This window comes from Pseudomonas sp. Pseusp18, assembly GCF_059506005.1.
The window spans coordinates 3,618,881-3,640,809 of the sequence record NZ_CP169240.1 but is presented as its reverse complement, the minus strand read 5'-3'; the positions used below and the strand labels follow the sequence as shown (position 1 = coordinate 3,640,809).

General features: G+C 60.2%; 21 protein-coding genes. 11 read left to right on the top strand and 10 right to left on the bottom strand.

Annotated features, from left to right (window positions below; translation table 11 throughout):
* Positions 1-4 precede the first annotated feature (4 nt).
* Together ACEN9A_RS16280 and ACEN9A_RS16275 are read right to left on the bottom strand one after the other, a co-directional pair.
* Entirely contained in the window at positions 5-964 is a 960-nt protein-coding gene (locus tag ACEN9A_RS16280; protein WP_007941298.1) for an AAA family ATPase, read from the bottom strand.
* Between the two features lie 238 nt (positions 965-1,202).
* Complete coding sequence (locus tag ACEN9A_RS16275) at positions 1,203-1,556, bottom strand: hypothetical protein (protein ID WP_258668637.1); 354 nt, start codon at positions 1,554-1,556, stop codon at positions 1,203-1,205.
* 514 nt (positions 1,557-2,070) lie between these two features.
* On the opposite strand from ACEN9A_RS16275, the gene ACEN9A_RS16270 reads away from it, so the two are divergent.
* Complete coding sequence (locus tag ACEN9A_RS16270) at positions 2,071-6,978, top strand: NAD-glutamate dehydrogenase (RefSeq protein WP_258668635.1); 4,908 nt, start codon at positions 2,071-2,073, stop codon at positions 6,976-6,978.
* A gap of 87 nt (positions 6,979-7,065) precedes the next feature.
* Here the strand turns inward: ACEN9A_RS16270 and ACEN9A_RS16265 are convergent, their stop codons facing one another.
* From ACEN9A_RS16265 to pdxR, 3 genes are all read right to left on the bottom strand, one after another.
* Positions 7,066-7,485, bottom strand: coding sequence for a cupin domain-containing protein (locus tag ACEN9A_RS16265; RefSeq protein WP_258668633.1), 420 nt, complete (start codon positions 7,483-7,485; stop codon positions 7,066-7,068).
* A gap of 306 nt (positions 7,486-7,791) precedes the next feature.
* Positions 7,792-8,085: a putative quinol monooxygenase gene (locus ACEN9A_RS16260; RefSeq protein WP_258668631.1), complete on the bottom strand. Its 294-nt coding sequence runs from the start codon at positions 8,083-8,085 to the stop codon at positions 7,792-7,794.
* A gap of 123 nt (positions 8,086-8,208) precedes the next feature.
* On the bottom strand, positions 8,209-9,642 hold the full coding sequence (gene pdxR / locus ACEN9A_RS16255; protein WP_258668629.1) for a MocR-like pyridoxine biosynthesis transcription factor PdxR: 1,434 nt from the start codon (positions 9,640-9,642) through the stop codon (positions 8,209-8,211).
* 208 nt (positions 9,643-9,850) lie between these two features.
* On the opposite strand from pdxR, the gene ACEN9A_RS16250 reads away from it, so the two are divergent.
* From ACEN9A_RS16250 to ACEN9A_RS16240, 3 genes are all read left to right on the top strand, one after another.
* Complete coding sequence (locus tag ACEN9A_RS16250; RefSeq protein ID WP_019579292.1) at positions 9,851-10,291, top strand: carboxymuconolactone decarboxylase family protein; 441 nt, start codon at positions 9,851-9,853, stop codon at positions 10,289-10,291.
* 92 nt (positions 10,292-10,383) lie between these two features.
* Positions 10,384-11,361, top strand: coding sequence for a LysR family transcriptional regulator (locus ACEN9A_RS16245; protein WP_258668627.1), 978 nt, complete (start codon positions 10,384-10,386; stop codon positions 11,359-11,361).
* 232 nt (positions 11,362-11,593) lie between these two features.
* Positions 11,594-12,112, top strand: a complete 519-nt coding sequence (locus tag ACEN9A_RS16240) for a GNAT family N-acetyltransferase (protein WP_258668625.1) — start codon at positions 11,594-11,596, stop codon at positions 12,110-12,112.
* Position 12,113: 1 nt separating this feature from the next.
* On the opposite strand, the gene ACEN9A_RS16235 is transcribed toward ACEN9A_RS16240, so the two are convergent.
* Positions 12,114-12,806 carry an aspartate/glutamate racemase family protein gene (locus ACEN9A_RS16235; RefSeq protein WP_258668624.1) on the bottom strand — a complete coding sequence of 231 codons (693 nt, stop codon included), beginning with the start codon at positions 12,804-12,806 and terminating at the stop codon, positions 12,114-12,116.
* Between the two features lie 77 nt (positions 12,807-12,883).
* Here ACEN9A_RS16235 and ACEN9A_RS16230 point away from each other — a divergent pair, with 77 nt between their 5' ends.
* Together ACEN9A_RS16230 and ACEN9A_RS16225 are read left to right on the top strand one after the other, a co-directional pair.
* Entirely contained in the window at positions 12,884-13,660 is a 777-nt protein-coding gene (locus ACEN9A_RS16230) for a helix-turn-helix domain-containing protein (protein WP_258668622.1), read from the top strand.
* 70 nt (positions 13,661-13,730) lie between these two features.
* The gene (locus tag ACEN9A_RS16225; protein WP_064618184.1) at positions 13,731-14,225 is read left to right on the top strand and encodes a hypothetical protein; all 495 of its coding nucleotides are present in this window, start codon (positions 13,731-13,733) and stop codon (positions 14,223-14,225) included.
* Between the two features lie 194 nt (positions 14,226-14,419).
* Here ACEN9A_RS16225 and ACEN9A_RS16220 read toward each other — a convergent pair whose 3' ends face one another.
* Positions 14,420-14,641, bottom strand: a complete 222-nt coding sequence (locus tag ACEN9A_RS16220) for a cbb3-type cytochrome c oxidase subunit 3 (RefSeq protein ID WP_258668620.1) — start codon at positions 14,639-14,641, stop codon at positions 14,420-14,422.
* Between the two features lie 15 nt (positions 14,642-14,656).
* A complete protein-coding gene (gene ccoN, locus ACEN9A_RS16215; RefSeq protein ID WP_026286424.1) occupies positions 14,657-16,084 on the bottom strand; it encodes a cytochrome-c oxidase, cbb3-type subunit I in 1,428 nt (475 codons plus the stop codon).
* A 427-nt stretch (positions 16,085-16,511) separates the two neighbouring features.
* On the opposite strand from ccoN, the gene ACEN9A_RS16210 reads away from it, so the two are divergent.
* The 4 genes from ACEN9A_RS16210 to ACEN9A_RS16195 all read left to right on the top strand — a co-directional run bounded on the left by ACEN9A_RS16210 (position 16,512) and on the right by ACEN9A_RS16195 (position 20,523).
* Entirely contained in the window at positions 16,512-18,185 is a 1,674-nt protein-coding gene (locus ACEN9A_RS16210) for a nitrite/sulfite reductase (RefSeq protein WP_258668618.1), read from the top strand.
* Positions 18,182-18,676, top strand: a complete 495-nt coding sequence (locus ACEN9A_RS16205; protein WP_258668616.1) for a DUF934 domain-containing protein — start codon at positions 18,182-18,184, stop codon at positions 18,674-18,676. The genes ACEN9A_RS16210 and ACEN9A_RS16205 overlap by 4 nt, the downstream gene beginning before the upstream one ends.
* An 86-nt stretch (positions 18,677-18,762) precedes the next feature.
* Positions 18,763-19,731, top strand: coding sequence for a hypothetical protein (locus ACEN9A_RS16200; RefSeq protein WP_258612123.1), 969 nt, complete (start codon positions 18,763-18,765; stop codon positions 19,729-19,731).
* Positions 19,732-19,851: 120 nt separating this feature from the next.
* On the top strand, positions 19,852-20,523 hold the full coding sequence (locus tag ACEN9A_RS16195) for a DUF3313 domain-containing protein (protein ID WP_019650018.1): 672 nt from the start codon (positions 19,852-19,854) through the stop codon (positions 20,521-20,523).
* A 59-nt stretch (positions 20,524-20,582) separates the two neighbouring features.
* On the opposite strand, the gene ACEN9A_RS16190 is transcribed toward ACEN9A_RS16195, so the two are convergent.
* Complete coding sequence (locus ACEN9A_RS16190; RefSeq protein WP_019650017.1) at positions 20,583-20,720, bottom strand: hypothetical protein; 138 nt, start codon at positions 20,718-20,720, stop codon at positions 20,583-20,585.
* Positions 20,721-20,847: 127 nt separating this feature from the next.
* Positions 20,848-21,273, bottom strand: coding sequence for a YciI family protein (locus ACEN9A_RS16185; RefSeq protein ID WP_192350688.1), 426 nt, complete (start codon positions 21,271-21,273; stop codon positions 20,848-20,850).
* A gap of 194 nt (positions 21,274-21,467) precedes the next feature.
* Between ACEN9A_RS16185 and ACEN9A_RS16180 the strand changes: the two genes are divergently transcribed.
* Positions 21,468-21,911 (top strand): SRPBCC family protein, encoded by a 444-nt coding sequence (locus ACEN9A_RS16180; protein ID WP_258668614.1) that lies wholly within the window; start codon positions 21,468-21,470, stop codon positions 21,909-21,911.
* The last annotated feature ends 18 nt before the right edge of the window (positions 21,912-21,929 follow it).

The following is a 21,929-nucleotide window of genomic DNA, read 5'->3' as shown; positions in this document are numbered from 1 at the left end:
GGGGTCAAGCGACGGCTACGACGTCGAGAATCCGCTGGACCACCCGGTCCTGGTCGATGCCAGCGGCTTCGGCTTCAAAGGAAAGAATGATGCGGTGACGCAACACATCGAACAGCACCGCCTGAATGTCTTCGGGGCTGACGAAGTCGCGACCGGCCAGCCAGGCGTGGGCCCGGGCGCAACGGTCGAGGGCGATGGAGCCGCGCGGACTGGCGCCGTAGGCGATCCATTCGGCCATTTCCGGGTCGAACTTGGCCGGGATCCGCGTGGCCATGACCAGTTGCACCAGGTATTCCTCCACGGCGTCGGCCATGTACAACCCGAGGATTTCCTTGCGCGCGGCGAAGATCGCCTGCTGGCTGACCCGGCGTTCAGGTTTGGTTTCGCCGTGCAGTGCTTCGCCACGGGCCTGTTGCAGAATCCGCCGTTCGACGGTGGCGTCGGGGAAGCCGATTTTCACGTGCATCAGGAACCGGTCGAGCTGGGCTTCGGGCAGTGGATAGGTGCCTTCCTGCTCGATGGGGTTTTGCGTGGCCATGACCAGAAACAGCGGCGACAGCTCGTAGGTGCTGCGCCCGACGCTGACCTGGCGTTCGCCCATGGCTTCGAGCAGGGCCGACTGGACCTTGGCCGGGGCACGGTTGATTTCGTCCGCCAGCACCAGGTTATGGAAGATCGGGCCTTGCTGGAACACGAAGCTGCCGGTTTCCGGGCGATAGATTTCCGTGCCGGTGATGTCGGCCGGCAGCAGGTCGGGGGTGAACTGGATGCGATGGAACTGTGCTTCGATGCCTTCGGCGAGTTCTTTGATGGCCTTGGTCTTGGCCAGCCCCGGGGCGCCCTCGACCAGCATGTGACCGTCGGCGAGCAAGGCGATGAGCAAGCGCTCAATGAGTTTTTCCTGGCCGAGAATCTGCGTTGAAAGAAAGGTTCGCAGCGCGAGCAGCGCTTCACGATGTTCCATCGATGACTGTTCCTGGAAAGGGTGACCGAAGACGTTCGAATAACGCCAGGGCTGGGGGCGTTACTTTAATCCATCGCGGGGGGCGCCGACTAACGGCATTTTGTAGAAATGTGCGGATTAACGCTCGTTCCCACGCTCTGCGTGGGAATGCAGAGCGTGGGAACGATCACCTCAAAACCGGTAGGAGCGAGCGGTGCGGCGATCCGACTTGCCCGCGAGGGCGCCCATTCAGCCACCATCAGATTTCGCTGATGTAAGTACCAATCCCCTCGAGAATGTTCTGCAGCGTCTCTTCCACCTCGGCCAGATCGCTGGCATCGGTACTGTGCAGGATTTCCAGCGAATCATTGCCATCCAGCGCATCGGCGTCCACGGCGGCGATTTCGATCAGCAGACGGTCAGGGCTGAGGGTGACTTTCACGCCATCCAGGGCCGAAGGCTTGTCGTGGAAGATGATCTCCAGCTCGTCCTCGTCCGGAAAGCGGCTCATCAGGAACATTTCGCCCTCGGCACTGTTGCAGCAGAGCATGGCCAGATTGTCTTCTTCGTCATCGCACGGGTTGACGATCAAGAGGTCGGTTGTCATTTGCATGGGAAAAATCCTGGCTCGGCGAGCGTTGTGAACACAACAAACGGCAATTCTGCCAGCCCTCGGGAATTTCTGCTTGGCTGAGTGTCAGAGGATGTGTCGTGAACATCTGATGCATCTCGAGTCATTTCTGGGACGAAGGTGCCGTAAATCCGGGCATAAAACGCCCATTTTTCTGCACGGCTGCTAGTGTTGTTCGAGGCGCATGCCGCGAGTTACGTGCCGATGACCGAATATGTCGCAGCGCTGCAAGCACGGCCCTTGCCGCACTGGTTAAGCTGCGCAACGGATGAGCACCCGTAAAGGCATTGTCGATGGCTCAATGGTAGCCCCGACAGTCGTTTTTGCAGATGCCCATTCAATGGAAGGTGAATGTGACCTGAGTGTCTCGTCCAGCTTCACCCAACTGTCGTCCTGTTTCCTCTGCCCGAGAATCAGGAACAGGGTGACGGAATACCCCGAAAGGGGGTTGCACGCGACGCTTCCATCAATAACAAGCCCAAGCGGAGTACCACAGATGGCGTTCTTCACCGCAGCCAGCAAAGCCGACTTCCAGCACCAACTGCAAGCGGCACTGGCGCAGCACATCAGTGAACAGGCACTGCCACAAGTGGCGCTGTTCGCCGAACAATTTTTCGGCATTATTTCCCTCGACGAGCTGACTCAGCGTCGGCTATCCGACCTCGCCGGTTGCACCCTTTCTGCATGGCGCCTGCTTGAGCGCTTCGATCACGCTCAATCGCAAGTGCGTGTCTACAACCCCGATTACGAACGCCACGGCTGGCAGTCGACCCACACCGCGGTCGAAGTGCTGCACCACGATCTGCCATTCCTGGTGGATTCGGTGCGTACCGAGCTGAACCGTCGCGGCTACAGCATCCATACCCTGCAAACCACTGTGCTGAGCGTGCGTCGCGGCAGCAAGGGCGAGCTACTGGAAATCCTGCCGAAAGGCACCCAGGGTGAAGGCATTCTGCAAGAATCGCTGATGTACCTGGAAATCGACCGTTGCGCCAACACGGCCGAATTGAATGTCCTGACCAAAGAGCTGGAGCAGGTTCTCGGTGAAGTCCGCGTTGCGGTCGCCGATTTTGAACCGATGAAAGCCAAGGTCCAGGAGCTGATCGAAGGCATCGACAATAGCCAGTTCGCCATCGACGCCGAAGAAAAATCCGAAATCAAGAGCTTCCTGGAATGGCTGGTGGGCAACCACTTCACCTTCCTGGGCTACGAAGAGTTCGTGGTGGGCGAAGATCAGAACGGCGGTCACATCGACTATGATCAGAGCTCGTTCCTCGGCCTGACCAAGCTGCTGCGCGCTGGCCTGACCGTCGATGACCTGCGCATCGAAGACTACGCCGTCAACTATCTGCGTGAACCGACGCCGCTGTCGTTCGCCAAGGCTGCGCATCCAAGCCGTGTCCACCGTCCGGCGTACCCGGACTACGTGTCGATCCGCCAGATCGATGCCAACGGCAAGGTCATCAAGGAATGCCGCTTCATGGGCCTGTACACCTCGTCGGTGTATGGCGAAAGCGTGCGGGTCATTCCATACATCCGTCGCAAGGTCGAGATCATCGAGCAGCGTTCGGGCTTCCAGGCCAAGGCTCACTTGGGCAAGGAACTGGCCCAGGTGCTTGAAGTGTTGCCTCGCGATGACCTGTTCCAGACGCCGGTGGACGAGTTGTTCGCCACCGTGATGTCGATCGTGCAGATCCAGGAACGCAACAAGATCCGCGTATTCCTGCGCAAAGATCCGTACGGCCGTTTCTGCTACTGCCTGGCCTATGTGCCGCGTGACATCTACTCCACCGAAGTGCGCCAGAAGATCCAGCAAGTGCTGATGGATCGTCTGAAAGCCTCGGACTGCGAGTTCTGGACCTTCTTCTCCGAATCCGTGCTGGCCCGTGTGCAGCTGATTCTGCGGGTCGACCCGAAGAACCGTCTGGACATCGACCCGGTTCTGCTGGAAAAAGAAGTGGTGCAGGCCTGCCGCAGCTGGCAGGACGACTACGCCAGCCTGGTGGTCGAGAGCTTCGGCGAAGCCCAGGGCACCAACGTGCTGGCCGACTTCCCGAAAGGCTTCCCGGCCGGTTACCGCGAGCGTTTCGCCGCCCACTCGGCTGTGGTCGACATGCAGCATCTGCTGAGCCTGAGCGAAAAGAATCCGCTGGTGATGAGCTTCTATCAGCCACTGGGTCAGGTATCGGGCCAACGTGAGCTGCACTGCAAGCTGTATCACGCCGACACGCCGCTGGCGTTGTCCGATGTACTGCCGATCCTGGAAAACCTCGGCCTGCGCGTACTGGGTGAATTCCCGTATCGCCTGCGCCACAACAGCGGCCGCGAGTTCTGGATTCACGACTTCGCGTTCACGGCTGCCGAAGGCCTGGAGCTCGACATCCAGCAACTCAACGACACCTTGCAGGACGCTTTCGTCCACATCGTGCGTGGCGATGCCGAGAACGATGCCTTCAACCGTCTGGTGCTGACCGCCGGCCTGCCATGGCGCGACGTGGCGCTGCTGCGTGCCTATGCCCGTTACATGAAGCAGATCCGTCTGGGCTTCGACCTGGGTTACATCGCCAGCACCCTGAACAACCACACCGACATCGCTCGCGAGTTGACCCGGTTGTTCAAGACCCGTTTCTATCTGGCGCGCAAGCTGGCCAGTGACGATCTGGAAGACAAGCAACAACGCCTGGAACACGCGATTCTGAGCGCACTGGACGATGTTCAGGTGCTCAACGAAGACCGCATCCTGCGTCGTTACCTGGACCTGATCAAGGCGACCCTGCGGACCAACTTCTACCAGACCGATGCTCACGGTCAGAACAAGTCCTACTTCAGCTTCAAGTTCAACCCGCACCAGATTCCAGAGCTGCCGAAGCCGGTTCCGAAGTTCGAAATCTTCGTTTACTCGCCGCGCGTCGAAGGTGTGCACCTGCGCTTCGGCAACGTGGCTCGCGGCGGTCTGCGCTGGTCCGACCGTGAAGAAGACTTCCGCACCGAAGTCCTGGGCCTGGTAAAAGCCCAGCAAGTGAAGAACTCGGTCATCGTGCCGGTGGGTGCGAAGGGCGGCTTCCTGCCGCGTCGCCTGCCACTGGGCGGCAGCCGTGACGAGATCGCGGCCGAGGGCATCGCCTGCTACCGCATCTTCATCTCGGGCCTGTTGGACATCACCGACAACCTGAAAGACGGCGCGCTGGTACCGCCGGCCAACGTCGTGCGTCATGACGACGATGACCCGTACCTGGTGGTAGCAGCGGACAAGGGCACTGCGACCTTCTCCGACATCGCCAACGGTATCGCCATCGACTACGGCTTCTGGCTCGGCGACGCGTTCGCATCTGGCGGTTCCGCTGGTTACGACCACAAGAAAATGGGTATCACCGCCAAGGGCGCGTGGGTCGGCGTACAACGCCACTTCCGCGAACGCGGTATCAACGTCCAGGAAGACAGCATCACCGTGGTGGGCGTCGGCGACATGGCCGGTGACGTGTTCGGTAACGGCTTGCTGATGTCCGACAAGCTGCAACTGGTCGCAGCCTTCAACCACCTGCACATCTTCATCGACCCGAACCCGGAGCCTGCCAGCAGCTTCGCCGAGCGTCAGCGCCTGTTCGACCTGCCGCGTTCGGCCTGGTCGGATTACGACACCAGCATCATGTCCGAAGGCGGCGGTATCTTCTCCCGTAGCGCGAAGAGCATTGCCATCTCCGAGCAGATGAAAGAGCGCTTCGACATTCAGGCCGACAAGCTGACCCCGACCGAACTGCTCAACGCCTTGCTCAAGGCACCGGTAGACCTGTTGTGGAACGGCGGTATCGGTACGTACGTCAAAGCCAGCAGCGAAAGCCACGCCGATGTCGGCGACAAGGCCAACGATGCACTGCGCGTGAACGGTAACGAACTGCGCTGCAAGGTTGTGGGCGAGGGCGGTAACCTCGGTATGACTCAGCTGGGTCGCGTCGAGTTCGGCCTCAATGGCGGCGGTTCCAACACCGACTTCATTGACAACGCCGGTGGCGTGGACTGCTCCGACCACGAAGTGAACATCAAGATCCTGCTGAACGAAGTGGTTCAGGCCGGCGACATGACCGACAAGCAACGTAACCAGTTGCTGGCGAGCATGACCGACGAAGTCGGTGGCCTGGTGTTGGGCAACAACTACAAGCAGACCCAGGCATTGTCGCTGGCGGCCCGTCGCGCGTTGCCACGGATCGCTGAATACAAGCGCCTGATGAACGATCTGGAAGCCCGTGGCAAGCTGGATCGCGCCATCGAGTTCCTGCCGTCGGAAGATGCGATCAACGAGCGCGTCGCGGCAGGCCATGGCCTGACCCGTGCCGAGCTGTCGGTGCTGATCTCCTACAGCAAGATCGACCTCAAGGAGCAGTTGCTGGGCTCCCTGGTGCCGGACGACGACTACCTGACCCGCGACATGGAAACCGCTTTCCCGCCGACGCTGGTCAGCAAGTTCTCTGCCGCCATGCGCCGTCACCGCCTGAAGCGCGAAATCGTCAGCACCCAGATCGCCAACGATCTGGTCAACCACATGGGCATCACCTTCGTTCAACGGCTCAAAGAGTCGACCGGCATGAGCCCGGCGAACGTGGCCGGTGCGTATGTGATCGTGCGTGACATTTTCCACCTCCCGCACTGGTTCCGTCAGATCGAGTCCCTGGACTACCTGGTCTCCGCTGATGTGCAACTGGAGCTGATGGACGAGCTGATGCGTCTGGGCCGTCGCGCTACGCGCTGGTTCCTGCGTGCCCGCCGCAACGAGCAGAATGCTGCCCGCGACGTCGCGCATTTCGGTCCGCACCTGAAAGAGTTGGGCCTCAAGCTTGACGAACTGCTCAGTGGCGAGATTCGCGACACCTGGCAGGCTCGCTATCAGGCGTACGTCGAAGCCGGTGTTCCGGAGTTGCTGGCACGCATGGTGGCTGGCACCACGCACCTGTACACCCTGCTGCCGATCATCGAGGCTTCCGACGTGACCGGCCAGGACCCAGCGGACGTGGCCAAGGCCTACTTCGCCGTGGGCAGCGCGCTGGACATTACCTGGTACCTGCAACAGATCAGCGCTCTGCCGGTTGAAAACAACTGGCAGGCCCTGGCCCGTGAAGCGTTCCGCGATGACGTCGACTGGCAACAACGTGCGATCACCATCTCGGTCCTGCAACAGGGCGACGGCACCCAGGACGTGGAAACACGCCTGGAGCTGTGGATGGAGCAGAACGAAGGCATGATCGAACGCTGGCGCGCCATGCTGGTGGAAATCCGTGCCGCCAGCGGCACTGACTACGCCATGTACGCGGTGGCCAACCGTGAATTGCTGGATGTGGCGTTGAGCGGTCAAGCGGTGGTGCCTGCGGCTGTCACTAGCAGCGCAGACGCCGAGCTGGAGCCGGCGGCCTGATAAGCGCTGAATGAAAAAGCCCCGCTCTCGAAAGAGGCGGGGCTTTTTTATGCCTGAAGATTTTGTGGTGGCTGATGGCCTCAGCTATCAGTTTTCCAAAGGAATCAGCACTTTCTCATCCGGGGCCAACACCATGAACACCAACAGCTTGGCGGGTTGGGTAGCGCTGGCGTTTTTCGACACCAGATGTTCAGACCCGGCCGGTTCGTACCAGAATTCGCCAGCCTTGTAGGTGGTCGCTTTTTCGCCTTTGACTTGAGAAGTGATCTCCCCCGATAGCACGTAGGCCATGGCCGTACCCTGGTGTTTATGGGCAATGGAAGATTGGCCCGGCTGGTAATCGACTTCGATCATCAGGGCTTTTTTGCCGGGTGCGTTTTTCAGCATCTGGTCTTGCAGGATGGTGACATTTTCCGAAGGGGCGGCGGTTTCGTGGGCGAATACCGAGGCTGAAACGGTTAGCGTCAGGGCGGCGAAAGAGGCAGCAAAAAAGCGAAGCGCATTCATGGTTGATTACCTGTGGTGGTGAGTCGTCAGGGACCACAGTAAGCGGCGCTATCGGCTAATCAAACGGCCAATTTTCCGGAAGATCAGGGGACCAATCACCGAGGCTACATTACCCGTAGCAGCTGTCGAGCCTGCGAGGCTGCGTTCGGCTGCGAAGCAGTCGTCAAACCAGAGCTTGCGGTACGTCAGGCAGACCGTGTCAGCCGGACTCACGACTGCTTCGCAGCCGAACGCAGCCTCGCAAGCTCGACAGCTGCTACAAGCGAACGCAAGCTGCTATCGGGGTTGCGATCTTTTGATCTTGTTTCAAACGATAGGAAAGCTGTTGAAGTCGACGGCATTGGCCAACCGGCTGTCGATCAGGCCGATAAAACCTTGCACTTCGGGGCGGTTGAAATGCGCTTGCATCGCCGCTTCCGATTGCCAGTGGGCGCTGACCGTCCAGCGGGTGTCGTCCTCGGGGCAGCGGTCGACCATATAGGCGTCACAGCCCGGAAGTTCGCGCAGGGTGTCGACAATCTTTTGCAGTTGTTTGCCCAGTTCGTCCGAGCGACCGGCGGCAGCTCGTATCTTTACGGTGTTGAACACTTGGTTGGACATTACTCACACTCCTGAATCAGGCCGGACGAATCCTGCTCATTGAGGGATAACGCCCATGCAGGATAGGCCTGCCCCCTTGGGCCGCCAATAGCCAATCACCGGATAAAACCGCAGACCAATCCCTCAACCAACCTGCTGCAAAATGTCCCGCAAACGGTCCAGGGCGATGTCGATGTCCAGGGTTTCGATCGCCCCGAACCCCAGGAAAAGCCCGGCCCGTGGCGTTTGCTGGTAAAAAAAGTCGTCCAGGGTATAGAGTCCCACTTCGACTTTTTTCGCGAGTTCGATCACCAACGGAATATCGACCGGCACCTTGCACAGTACCGCCATGTGAAACCCGGCTGTGGTCGGCACCGCTTCGAACCATGGCGAAAGGTCGCCCGCCATCCGCGCCAGGATCCGTTCGCGGCGCCCGGCGTAAATCGTATGGCAACGCCGGATGTGCTTGAGCAGACAGCCCTCGGCGATGAACTTGGCCAGCGCCCATTGGGGCAGGGTGGAGGTGTGCCGGTCGGTGAGCTGCTTGGCGCTGATCACCGCTTCGAGAATCGCCGGCGGCAAAATCGCATACCCCAGCCGCAACTCCGGCAACAGGGTCTTCGAGAAGGTGCCGACGTAGGCGACGATGCCGCGTTCATCCAGGCTTTGCAGCGAGTCGGTGGGCCGGCCTTCATAGCGGAACTCGCTGTCGTAATCGTCCTCGATGATGATCGCCCCCAGTTCGTGGGCCCGCTCCAGCAGCGCCACCCGACGCTCGTGGCTCATGGGCATGCCCAAGGGGAACTGGTGCGAGGGGGTGACATAAATCAGCCGCGTGCCGTCGGGAATGTGCTCGACCTGGATGCCTTGCGCATCGACCGGCACGCCGACCACCGTTGCGCCATGAGTCCCGAACAACAGGCGCGCCGGAGGGTAACCGGGGTCCTCCATGGCCACGAGGCTGCCCGGTTGGGTCAACACCCGGGAAATCAGGTCCAGCGCTTGCTGCGCGCCATTGCACACCACCACGTCTTCGTCCCGACAATTGACCCCGCGGGAAAATGCGATGTGCTGTGCGATTGCATTGCGCAACGCCGGCAGGCCTTCGGGCTGGCTGTAGAAACCCTTGGAACCGGCGATCTGGCGCAAGGCATGGGAGGTACAACGGCGCCAGTCGTCCTGCGGAAACTGGCCCTTGCTGGTTGCACCACCGATAAAGTCGTAGCGCAGCGAGCCTTCCAGCGTCGGGTGGCGCAAGAACGTCGGCAACTTGCGCCAGCTCTCGATGACATCGAAGCTGGCCAATTCCGAATGGCTCTGTTTACGGACGACTTTTGCCGCCCGGGCATTGACGTAGGTGCCTTTGCCGATCACCCCGGTGAGGAAGTTTTCGTAGGTCAGTTGCGCATAGGTGTCGGAAATGGTCTTGCGCGAAATCCCCAGTTGTTCGGCCAGCAAACGGCTGGGCGGCAGCTGCGTGCCGGCTGCCAGGCGCCCGGATTCAATGGCGCTGCGCAGTTGCCGGTACAGCTGGCCTGCCAGATCCTTGCGGCCGTTGATGACAACGTGAAGTTCCATACCGGCGGGGCTCCTGGGGCGATTGTGAGGCGACTGTGCGTCGCGCCAGATTACCTGCATGAGTGACTGCACAGAAGTTGTGTGGGCGAAAAACCGGCAATTGGTCTTCTGTCGGGCGGTCCATGGCTTTTTCGCTGAATTGGCTCTGTAACGCTCGTGCATCAGCGCCTAACGTGGAGATACCGATTCGCGCCACGAGGCCGCCGCCATGACCGTTCGCCTGGATTACTACAGCGCATCGCCCAAGGCGATGAAAGCCATGATCGCCATGGAGGCCTTGACCCGTGATCTGAGCATCGAACCGGCGTTGCTGAACCTGATCAAGATCCGCGCCTCGCAGCTCAATGGTTGCGCCTTCTGCACTGACATGCACTCGGTGGACGCACGTCGTATCGGCGAGACCGATCGGCGGCTGTATGCAATCGTGGTCTGGCGCGACAGCGGCTTTTTCAGCCCTCGGGAGCGGGCGGCCCTGGCCTGGACCGAAGCGGTGACCCTGCTCGCGCAAAGCCATGTGCCGGACGATGTTTATGCACTGGCCCGGGAGCAGTTCGGTGAAGGGGAACTGGTCGACCTGACGATGGCCATCAGCGCCATCAACAGCTGGAATCGCCTGGCGGTGAGCTTTCGGCAAACGCCCAGCAGTTGATTATTGGTTTGGTTTTTACCCGTTTGTCACATCAGATTCATGAACGATCAGCAGGATGAAACGGTCAAGGACAGATCGACAGGGAGTCATCGATGTCATTCATGGAATCCGCCGGGCGTCAGGGCGTGGCCGAGTACCGTTCGCCCGTAGAACACAGCAACGCCTCTCACGCACGGATAGCCGGAATCGATCCGGTGTTACTGCTGGCCTTCAGGGTCAGCGCCCGCTGTGGCTGTTTCATGCAAGCGGCCCGCAGTCTCAACATCAAGTCGACCCAGTTGCGTAAACAATTGGCGCAACTTGAAGCACAACTGCAGCGCTCGCTGTTCTGCCATTCGGGCAATGGCTTTGCCCTCAGTCGTGACGGGTTGCAGCTTCAGGCGCAGTTGATGGCCTTGGCCCGTGAGCGCGATTTGCCAGTGATCGAACAGCCGTTGGTGCGCCTGGCCGTGGCCGAGTCGATCCTGCACGACATCCTCGGTCGCGACCTGGTCTCGCTGCTGCGACGCAACGCCAGCGTGCGCCTGGACATCATCTCCCTCGACAGCGAACTGTCCCTGCGGGCGATCAGCGCCGATGTGGTGGTGTGGCTGGCGGGCACAGATTCGCCGTTACCAGGCCCCAGTTTCGCCATCACCGAGCCCCGGCGTCTGGCACGGCTGGACTACCTGCCGCACATCGCCAAACGCTATTCGCGGGTCGCGGCCCGCCCGGACAGCCTGGGCGACCTGGCCGATTTCATGCTGGTGCAATGGCAACACGACCGCCAGGTCGGCGCCTTCGGGCCGTGGAACAGTCTGGTGGAGCAGCGTCTGGCGGGAGTGGTGCAGTTGCATTCCTATGAGCTGATGCTGGAGATGATCCGCTGCAGCGCCTGTATCGGTTTGCTGCCGCACTACATGAGCCAATTCGATAGGGGGCTGGTGGCATTGCCAGGGCTCTTCAGCCAACCGATGGAGCGCCAGGTGTGGATGGCGATCAATGCCGACTCCCGAAATGAAGCTGCGGTGCAGGCGATCGTCGAGCTGATCCACAATACCTTTAATGAGCGAAGGGAGTGGTTCGAGTAGCTCGACGGATCTTCTGGCAAGAACACTTTTGTGGCGAGGGAGCTTGCTCCCGCTGGGGCGCGTAGCACCCCCAAAACCATTCAAACCGGTGCATCAGACAAACCGGGTTCTCAGAATGGGGGCTGCTTCGCAACCCAACGGGGCGGTGCGGCGTTCCGACAAGCTCCCTCGCCACAGAGGTTTGCACCGTTATAGAGTAAGCGGCCACGTACGCATCAAGGACGAAACACTCATGCCCGCCGACTCCGTCATTACCCTCGAGCGCTTCAGCGAATCCCACATCGAGGGCGTCACCGCCCTCTACAACGACCCGGCTGTGGCCCGTCAGGTGCTGCAAATGCCGTTTCAGTCCACCGAGGTCTGGCGCCAACGCCTGATGGCGGACAACGAACGGGCGGTGAAATTGGTGGCGCTGCATCAGGGCTCGGTCATCGGTAACATCGGCCTGGAACAGTTTTCGCGAATCCGCCGCAGCCATGCAGGCAGCTTCGGCATGGGGGTTGCCGTGGCTTGGCAGGGCAAGGGTGTCGGTTCGAAACTGCTGGCGGCGGCGCTTGATGTCGCCGACAACTGGATGAACCTGCAACGGGTCGAACTCTCGGTGTACGCCGACAACGAAGCGGCCATCGGCCTGTACCGGAAATTTGGCTTCGAGACCGAAGGCCTGTTTCGCGACTACGCCGTGCGTGACGGTCGGCTGGTCGATACCCTGAGCATGGCGCGCCTGCGTCGCACGCCCAAGGCCGATTGAGTCAGTCGCCCAAGGCAAACGCCACCGCCGCCTGCGCGTGCAGTTCGGTGGTGTCGAGCAAGGGCAGGGTGCTGTGCTCGGGTTTGATCAGCAGGCCGATTTCGGTGCAGCCGAGGATGATCGCCTGAGCGCCGCGTTCGGTCAGCGATTCGATTACCCGTCGATAGACCTGGCGCGACGCCTCGCTGATTATCCCGACGCACAACTCGTCATAGATGATCCGGTGCACCGCCTGACGCTCCTCGACCTCCGGCACCAGCACCGTCAGGCCCCAGTCCGTCAGGCGCGCCTTGAGAAAATCCTGTTCCATGGTGAACGCAGTCCCCAGCAAACCCACCCGCAACGCACCGGCGTCCAGTGCCGCCTGACCGGCCGGGTCGGCAATGTGCAGGAACGGAATATCGATCGCAGACTGAATCTGCCCGGCCACCTTATGCATGGTGTTGGTACACAGCACCACGCAGTCGGCACCGCCAGCCTCCAGACGTCGCGCGGCATCCACCAGAATCGCCGCCGCATCGTCCCAGCGCCCGGCATGCTGGGCCTGTTCGACAGGGCCGAAGTCGACGCTGTACATTAGCAATTTCGCCGAACGCAACGGCCCGAGGCGGTCGCGTACCTGTTGGTTGATGAGGCGGTAATACTCAGCGCTGGACTCCCAGCTCATGCCGCCGATAAGGCCGATGGTGCGCATGTCGTGCTCCTGTGAATGGCAAACCCTTGGGGAGAGTGTCCAGTGGATCCTTGTTCCGATCTATCAGGAAATTTCACATGCCGGGTGTGCTGAGCGAGAACCTGTTGGGCGGCAGACTCTGCCTGCGACTCTTGCCCCGTGCGCCTTACAGTGCGCGGGATCCGGCGCAGTCGCGAACCCTCGGGGTGACGCTGGAACGTCAGCAAGGCGTGCATGCGATCGACTCTGACCGACGGACGGATTTCGATACCTGGCCGGGCGTATTGGCGTACACGCCGGTCGGCGTGGAGGTGTTTTCCGAATCGGCCACTGGTGGCGAGTATCTGTTGATGCGGCTGGATGAGCCGTTCGCCAGTGAACTGTTACCGGTCGCCGCTCACCGCATGCAATCTTGCGGCAATCGGCGTGCGCTGACCCTGGCGCGAGATATACGGCGTCAGCTGCTCGCCACGCAGCCCGACCTGCTGGCGCTTGAGCAATGTGCCGTCGCGCTGGTTGGCGTCGCGGGTTCGATAACCGATACAACGCTGCGTGCCACGCCCAAGGCCTTCGCCCGAGTCATGGAGCAGATCGCCGAGCAGTCCCAGCACCCCCTGACGCTGGAACAATTGGCTGCCACCTATGGGCACAACGAACTGCGCTTTCTGCGCGATTTCACCCAGGCTATTGGCCTGACGCCTCACGCCTACCTCATTGAAGTGCGGCTTCAGGCCGCACGCAGGCTGATCGAGCGCACGGCTCTGCCCTTGGCCAGCATCGCTCTGGATGCCGGCTTCGCCCATCAATCCCACATGGGCAGTGCCTTTCGCAAATACCTGGCCATGACCCCTAGCCAGTACCGCTCGCGCTTTTAGTCGTACGCCGGCAGCGCGCATCTGCCATGCTCAAAGTCCGCAGCACCGCTTCAACCAAAGGAACACCGCAATGGACGACGTACAGCAACTGGGCGAGATGCTTCGCCACTACGCAGAAAGCGAAGCGCACAAGAAGCAACTGTTTGAGGCGCAATCGGCCGTGTGGGCGACGCGCATCGGGGAGTTGTTCGATCAGATCCAGCAGTGGCTGGCACCGGTCCTGGCGCCGAACCTGCTGGAAGTGAGCCGCGAGGCGTATGTCGCATCCGGGCCGAGTGTGCCGGTGGAGACGTCGACGTTCAAGACCGAGAAACTGAGCGTCGTTATCGCCGGCAAACCGGTGGAGTTTGTGCCGGACGTGATGGGCGTTGGTGGGCAGATTTCCCTTGCCGTGATGGGGTTGACCGCGGCGCGCTATGGCAGTATTTCGCTGGTGTGCCTGCCACCGTCCAGCGCCTGGCAATGGCGCAAGACCAACGGCCTGAAAGACCCGGACACGTTTGCCTTCGATGCAAACTTTTTGGCGCAGCAACTGCAGAGCCTGATTCCCCGCGAGCGCAACTAATGTCCATGTGATCGACACTCAACCCTGTGGGAACGGGCTTTTGTGGCGAGGGGGCTTGTCGGACCGCCGCACCGCCCCGTTGGGCCGCGCAGCGGACCCAGAACCTGCGAGCGCTGCGCACTCGAACGGGGCGGTGCGGCGGTCCGACAAGCCCCCTCGCCACAAGCCCGCTCCCACAGTGAATTGGGTGTACCTCAGATTTCGAGGTTGCCCCAGCCCGGTTTCAGCTCTTCCGGCGCCACCGCTTTCACGGTTTTGCCGGTCGCCAGTTCAACCCGCCGCGCCACCTCGGGATCATCGGCAAACGGAATCAGGCTGGCATCGTCCAGGCTTTCGGCCGTCTGGTGTTTCAGGCAGTACTCGATCGCCAGCCAAAGCCCCAGCACACCCAATAAATTCAACGCCATTTCGATCATGTCAGGCTCCTTGCCTCAGGCATACTGCGCTTCAAGTTCGGCCATCTTCACATCTGCAACCCGCACCGTACGCCACACGTTATAAGCCATCAGCAGCATGCCGCTGAGGAAAAACACCCCGCCGACAAACCGCACGATGAAGCCCGGATGGCTGGCCTGCAACGCCTCGACGAACGAGTAGGTCAGCGTGCCGTCGTCGTTGATCGCGCGCCACATCAAGCCCTGGGTGATGCCGTTGACCCACATCGAGGCGATGTACAGCACGGTGCCGATGGTCGCCAGCCAGAAGTGCAGGTTAATCAGCGGCACGCTGTGCATTTGCGTGCGGCCGAAGACTTTCGGAACCATGTGATAGATGGCGCCGAAGGTGATCATCGCCACCCAGCCGAGCGCGCCGGCGTGCACGTGGCCGATGGTCCAGTCGGTGTAGTGGGAGAGGGCGTTGACGGTCTTGATCGCCATCATCGGCCCTTCGAAGGTCGACATGCCATAGAAGGCCAGGGACAGCACCAGAAACCGCAGGATCGGGTCGGTGCGCAACTTATGCCAGGCCCCCGACAGCGTCATCATGCCGTTGATCATCCCGCCCCAGCTCGGCGCCAGCAGAATCAGCGACATCGCCATGCCCAGGGACTGCGCCCAGTCCGGCAGCGCGGTGTAGTGCAAATGGTGCGGACCCGCCCAGATGTACAGGGTGATCAGCGCCCAGAAGTGCACGATCGACAAACGATAGGAATACACCGGTCGACCCACCTGTTTCGGCACGAAGTAATACATCATCCCGAGAAACCCGGTGGTGAGGAAAAAGCCTACGGCGTTGTGCCCGTACCACCACTGCACCATGGCGTCGGTGGCCCCGGAGTACACCGGATACGACTTGAACCAGTCCACCGGAATCGACAGGTGATTGACCACATGCAACATGGCGATCACCACGATGAACGCACCGAAAAACCAGTTACCGACGTAGATATGTTTGGTCTTGCGGCGCACCACGGTGGTGAAGAACACGATGGCATAGGCGAGCCAGACCACCGTCATCCACACCGCGCCGGAGAACTCGATCTCGGCGTATTCCTTGGTTGTCGTGTAGCCCAGCGGCAGGCTGATCAGCATCACCACGATCACCGATTGCCAGCCCCAGAAGGTGAATGCAGCGAGTTTGTCCGAGAACAGCCGCACCTGGCAGGTGCGCTGCACGGCGTAGTAACTGGCGGCGAATTGCGCGCTGCCGGCAAAGCCGAAAATCACCAGGCTGGTGTGCAGCGGACGCAAGCGGCCGAAGGTGGTCCACGGCAGGTCGAGGTTCATCTCGGGCCATACCAGTTGCGAGGCGATCCATACCCCCATTGCCATCCCGACGACGCCCCATACCACGGTTGCCACGACGAATTGGCGGACGACCTTGTAGTTATAGGCCAGTCCGATTGTTGCTGTGCTCATGGTCAGTTCTTCCACGGTTGCAAAGTCTTGCCAGGCCACCCGGTCTGGCATGCGATGAACTGTAGAAACCCTGCCGGAAACAAAACAGTCTCAGGAAACTTTCATTTATACGGATCAGATGCGGGGCACGCCTGCGGCCATCAGTCGCGTCCTGATACGGTTTTTTAGTGTTTAGCTGAATCTGTAACACGCTGCGCTGCTGCCGCATAGTTGCACCCCAAGAACGAGCCGCAGAGTTCGATCCACCGCAACTCCTGTGGGAGCTCCTGTGGCGAGGGGGCTTGCCCCCGTTTGAGTGCGTAGCACTCACAAGATCTTCGGTGTATCAGAGATTTTGGGGCTGCTTCGCAACCCAACGGGGGAAAGCCCCCTCGCCACAGGGGCTCCCACAGGTTCTGCGCAAAATTCCTGATGAGGTGGCAGCCACATGTATCAATACGATGACTATGACCGGGCCCTGGTGTTCGAGCGAGTTGCGCAGTTTCGCGATCAGGTCGAGCGTTTCATGGCCGGCGAATTGAGCGAAGAAGAGTTCCTGCCCCTGCGTTTGCAGAACGGCCTGTATATGCAAAAACACGCCTACATGCTGCGCGTGGCGATACCTTACGGCACCCTGAACGCCAGGCAAATGCGCACCCTGGCGAGCATTGCCCGGGACTACGATCGTGGTTACGGCCACTTCACCACCCGGCAGAACATGCAGTTCAACTGGATCGAACTGGCTCAGGTCCCGGACATCCTCGAACGCCTGGCCGAGGTGGAAATGCACGCGATCCAGACCTCCGGCAACTGCGTGCGCAACATCACCACCGAAGCCTTTGCCGGTGTCGCCGCGGACGAGCTGATGGACCCGCGTCCGCTGGCGGAGATTCTGCGGCAATGGTCGACCATCAACCCGGAATTCCTGTTCCTGCCGCGCAAGTTCAAGATCGCCATCTGCTCGGCGAAACAGGACCGCGCGGCAATCATGATGCATGACATCGGCCTTTATCTTTATCGCGACGACAGTGGGCAAATGCTCCTGCGAGTGATTGTTGGCGGCGGGTTGGGGCGCACGCCGATCCTCGGTCTGCAGATTCGCGAAGGCTTGCCGTGGCAGCATTTGCTGTCTTATGTCGAGGCGGTGCTGCGGGTCTACAACCGCCACGGGCGGCGCGATAACAAGTACAAGGCGCGGATCAAGATTCTGGTCAAAGCCCTGGGGATCGAAGCGTTCGCCAAGGAAGTGGAGGAGGAGTGGCAACACCTCAAGGACGGTCCGGCGCAGTTGACCGACGTCGAGTATGAACGTGTTGCCAGCGCCTTTGTGCCACCCGATTACCGTTCACTGGTCGGCACCGACCTGGACTTCGGCACACGCCTGGCCGAGCACCCGGCGTTCGCCCGTTGGGTGACGCGTAACGTTCAGCCGCACAAGGTGCCGGGTTACGCCAGTGTGGTGCTGTCGACCAAACCGGGCATCGCCTCGCCGCCGGGAGATGTCACGGCCGAGCAAATGGACGCGGTGGCGCAATGGTCCGAGCAGTTCGGTTTCGGCGAAATACGCATCGCCCATGAACAGAACATCGTCCTGCCGGACGTGCCCAAGACCGATCTTTACGCGCTGTGGTGCCTGGCCTGCGAGCAAGGCCTGGGGAGTGCCAATATCGGCTTGCTGACCGACATCATCGCGTGCCCCGGCGGCGACTTCTGCGCCCTGGCGAATGCCAAGTCGATCCCCATCGCGCAAGCGATTCAGGCGCGTTTCGACGATCTGGATTACCTGCATGACCTGGGCGACATCAGCCTGAACATCTCCGGCTGCATGAACGCCTGCGGCCACCACCATATCGGCAACATCGGCATCCTTGGCGTCGACAAGAACGGCAGCGAGTGGTACCAGATCACCCTCGGCGGCGCCCAGGGCAAGGACAGCGCGTTGGGCAAGGTCATCGGCCCGTCCTTCAGCGCCGCCGAAGTGCCCGATGTGATTGAACGGATCATCGGCACGTTCGTGCGCTACCGCGAGAGCGAAGAACTGTTCGTCGATACCCTGGCGCGCATCGGTCTGGAGCCATTCAAGGAGCGGGTTTATCCGAAGGTGCTGGAGGTGTCGGCATGAACAATGTGCTGCGTTTGCGAGAGGGCGGCGCCGAGTGGGTGCGCGATGATCCGTGGCAGTTGATTCGTGAAACGACCGGTGAACTGCCGGCCGGGCCGCTGATCCTGCCATTACCCCAGTGGCTGGCCCTTAACGCCGACACCACGACTGCACTCGAAGGTGTCTGGCTCGGTCCTGACGACGAAGTGACAAACCTGACCCCGTGGTTTCCCGACCTGCCGCTGATTGCCCTGGACTTCCCGAGTTTTCGCGACGGACGCGCTTACAGCCAGGCCTATCTGTTGCGCACGCGATTCGGTTGGCAAGGAGAACTGCGCGCGATTGGCGATGTGCTGCGCGATCAACTCAGCCACATGCGCCAATGTGGCTTCGACAGCTTTGCCGTGCGCGAAGACAAGTCTGCCGAAGATGCGCTGAAGGGACTGGCGGGGATGAGCGTGTTGTATGGGCGTTCGGTAATCGAGCCGCGGCCGTTGTTTCGGCGGCGGTAGGGCATCGAGATCTTTTGCTTGGGCCAGTGATGGCATTTTGATAGAGTCCGCGTCTCATAAGGAGTTGGTGAAGAAAGGAGTCTGGTTTGGGCGCGGGCAAGAAGATTTTAGGGTTGATAGCGCTGTTGCTGATGGCGGCCCTGTGGGGCAGTTATTTTTACGTGTTCAAAGAGAACCGTAACGGCCAGCTCGGGGATGCGTTCGACAGCTACGCCTGGTGCGGCACGCCGCCGGCCAGCGATAGCGGCGGGCAGGGCAAGGATCAACTGTCGCTGCGCATCACCAACAACGTTCGCGGCGAGTTCATGCTCTCGGGGGCGGTTGTCGTTTCCGAGCGAACCTTTGATCGCTACGACCTGGGCCGCAACGAACTGCGGCTGCGCATGGAGCCGCTACAGTGGTCCTACGGCGTTGCGCCGATTTTCATGGAACAGGTCAAGATCAAACCCCTGAGCCGTAACCTGTCTTCAGTCAACAAAAGTGCCTACGCCGAACTTGAGTCCCGGCCCATCGACGTCCAGGGGCGTGCGACGGATTTTCCGTTCGACACCTACCGCTACGGTTACAAACCGGTGTTGTACTACCTCAAGGGTAACGAGCGTGTCGATCTGCGCTTCAAAAACGTCACCACCAGCATGCAGATGTCCAACACCTTTACGCCGATCCAGAAGTACAACCGTGTCGAGTACATCAACGAGAAAAATTCGCTGATCAGTGAGCAGGACTACAAGCCCTACGGCGCCAACGAATGCGCGTTCAGCGTCGAGCGCAAGGGCTCGTTCAAGGTGATTGTGTTGCTGTTGTTGCTGGTGATGTGCCTGCCGCTGCTACACGTGTTCTATCGCGACGAGCCGGGCATCGACTTTCTCGCGACGCTGGTGAGTATTGGCGCGATCCGGGTGTTCCTGGTGGGGCCGTTGAACGATTTCCAGTTGTATACCATCGACTTCCTGTTCGGCGCGGTGATCATCCTGGTGGGCACGGTGTCGTTGATCAAGGCGATGCGGGCCAATAGCCGGCGGGAGTTGGCAGCGAAAAGCGGGTCTTCGTGGTGATTATCGCGACCGTGGCGAGAGCTGAAAATTGTGATTTTCGATACAAAAACGCCGGGCATTAGCTATACCTGTAACTCTCGTAGGCAATACCGTTGCCGTCCTTCTGACAGGAGTTAAAGCATGAAGCTTGCGTTAATGATGAGCACACTGTGCATCGCCTCTCTTGGGGTGGCGGGTTGCGCCAGCAAAGTCGTCGAGCCAGACCAGTACTCCGGCTTTCTCAAGGACTACAGCCAGCTCAAGGAAGCCAAGTCGCCATCGGGCGCCGTGGTGATGCGCTGGGTCGATCCCAAGCTCAACGTCAACAAATACACCAGTGCCTACATCGAGCCGACTCAGCTCTATCCCAAACCGCAGCCGACAGCGAAAATCCCTCAGACCACACTGAACGGCATCACCAGCTACTACGATCAGGCGCTCAAGCGCGAACTGGGTAAATCCCTGCCACTGGCCAGCGGTCCCGGCCCAGGCGTGATCGTGGTACGTGCAGCGATTACCGCCGTCAGCAGCAAGACCGAAAGCCTCAAGCCGTATGAAGTGATCCCGATCGCCCTGGTGGCAGCGGCCGTCACCACCGCCAGCGGTGCTCGCGATCAGCAAACCGATCTGGCCACCGAAGCGGTGTTTCTCGATGGCGGCACCAACAAGGTCATCGCCCAGGTGGTGCGCAAGGGCACCGGCAAACCGCTGGAAAACGAAGCTCAGGTGATGAAAGCCGATGACGTGAAAAACGTGATCGATGGCTGGGCTTCGGACATGAATCAATCGTTTGTAAAATTCAAGTCCAAGTAACGCGGGTTTATTGTTCGCGAAGGATCGTTCCCAGGCATGGGAACGATCGATCCCCTTGGCTATTCCCCCGGGATGTCGGCCGGTATGACAGTGAGCGCAACCGGCGCCGCATGACTTTGCATTGTCTGGGCACCGACACCACAACTGGCGAAAAGCGCCATCAGGCTGAATGCCGCGACGCGAAGCAAACCTTTCATAGACGTTTCCTCATTTTCCGACGATGACATTCGGTCTGGCCTGCATGAAGGCTTTTTTTACTCTAGCAGGTGGTTGTCGCGTCAACTGTCTAATCATGCTGCTCCGTTTCAGGGAGTCAGGTTTGCTTCATTGCTTCTTCGCCTGTGCCCGCACGCGCTCTTCCTGTTCGCGCAGTTCCGGGGTGAACTCGGCACCGAAATCTTCGGCCTCGAACACCTGGCGAATTTCGATCTCGGCCTCTGTACCCGGCATCGGGTTGGGGCAGCGCTTGACCCACTCGATCGCTTCCTCTTTCGACTTCACCTGCCACAGCCAGTAGCCGGCGATCAGCTCTTTGGTTTCGGCGAACGGGCCATCGATCACTGTGCGTTTATCTCCCGAGAAGCGCACACGGGCACCTTTACTGCTGGGCTGCAGGCCATCGCAATCGATGAGGATGCCGGCCTTGGCCAGTTCCTCGTTGTAATTGCCCATTGCGGTCATCAGTTCTTCGCTGGGCATCACGCCGGCCTCGGAATCGGGGCTGGCTTTTACAATGATCATGAATCGCATGGTCTTGTCTCCGTTGAAGTTGAGTGATTCATTGCATAGTCGAATGGGCGTGACTTGAATCGACAATGCACCTAAACAAAAATTGTCCTTTTCGTTTTAGTCGATGTTGTAGAAAACAGATGTATTTTCGACATCCTCCTCGCGATCAAATATTCCTGTGAAAACCATCCAACGACCAACGGAAGGTGCCCTCCATGCCCATACTGGAACTCACTACACTGATCCCCGACCGCACTCCGGGGCAAGTCCTCGACTTCTGCCTGGAAGGCGCCAATTTCCCGAAGATCTTTCCGGAACGCGTCACGTCGCGGGGTGATATCGACCTGGATAACCTGCGCATCGAAGTCGGGCGCGAGTTTCGCTTCAGGCACTGGATGTTCAACCTGATCCCGTCGAACTGGACGGTGGTGATCCGGGAGGTCGGCGACATGCATTTCATCGATGAAATGCTCAAGGGGCCGCTGCGTGCCTTTCGTCATGAACATCGGGTGGCGGCGGGAGAGGGCGGTACGCTGTACACCGACCGCGTGACCTATGCGGCGATTGGCGGTGCTTTGACTGAAGGGCTGCTGGTGAATGCCTACATGCGGCGGATTTTCGCGGCGCGGCACCGCAATATGCTGCGGTTGCTCGGGTAGTGCACGTGCATCCAGCCC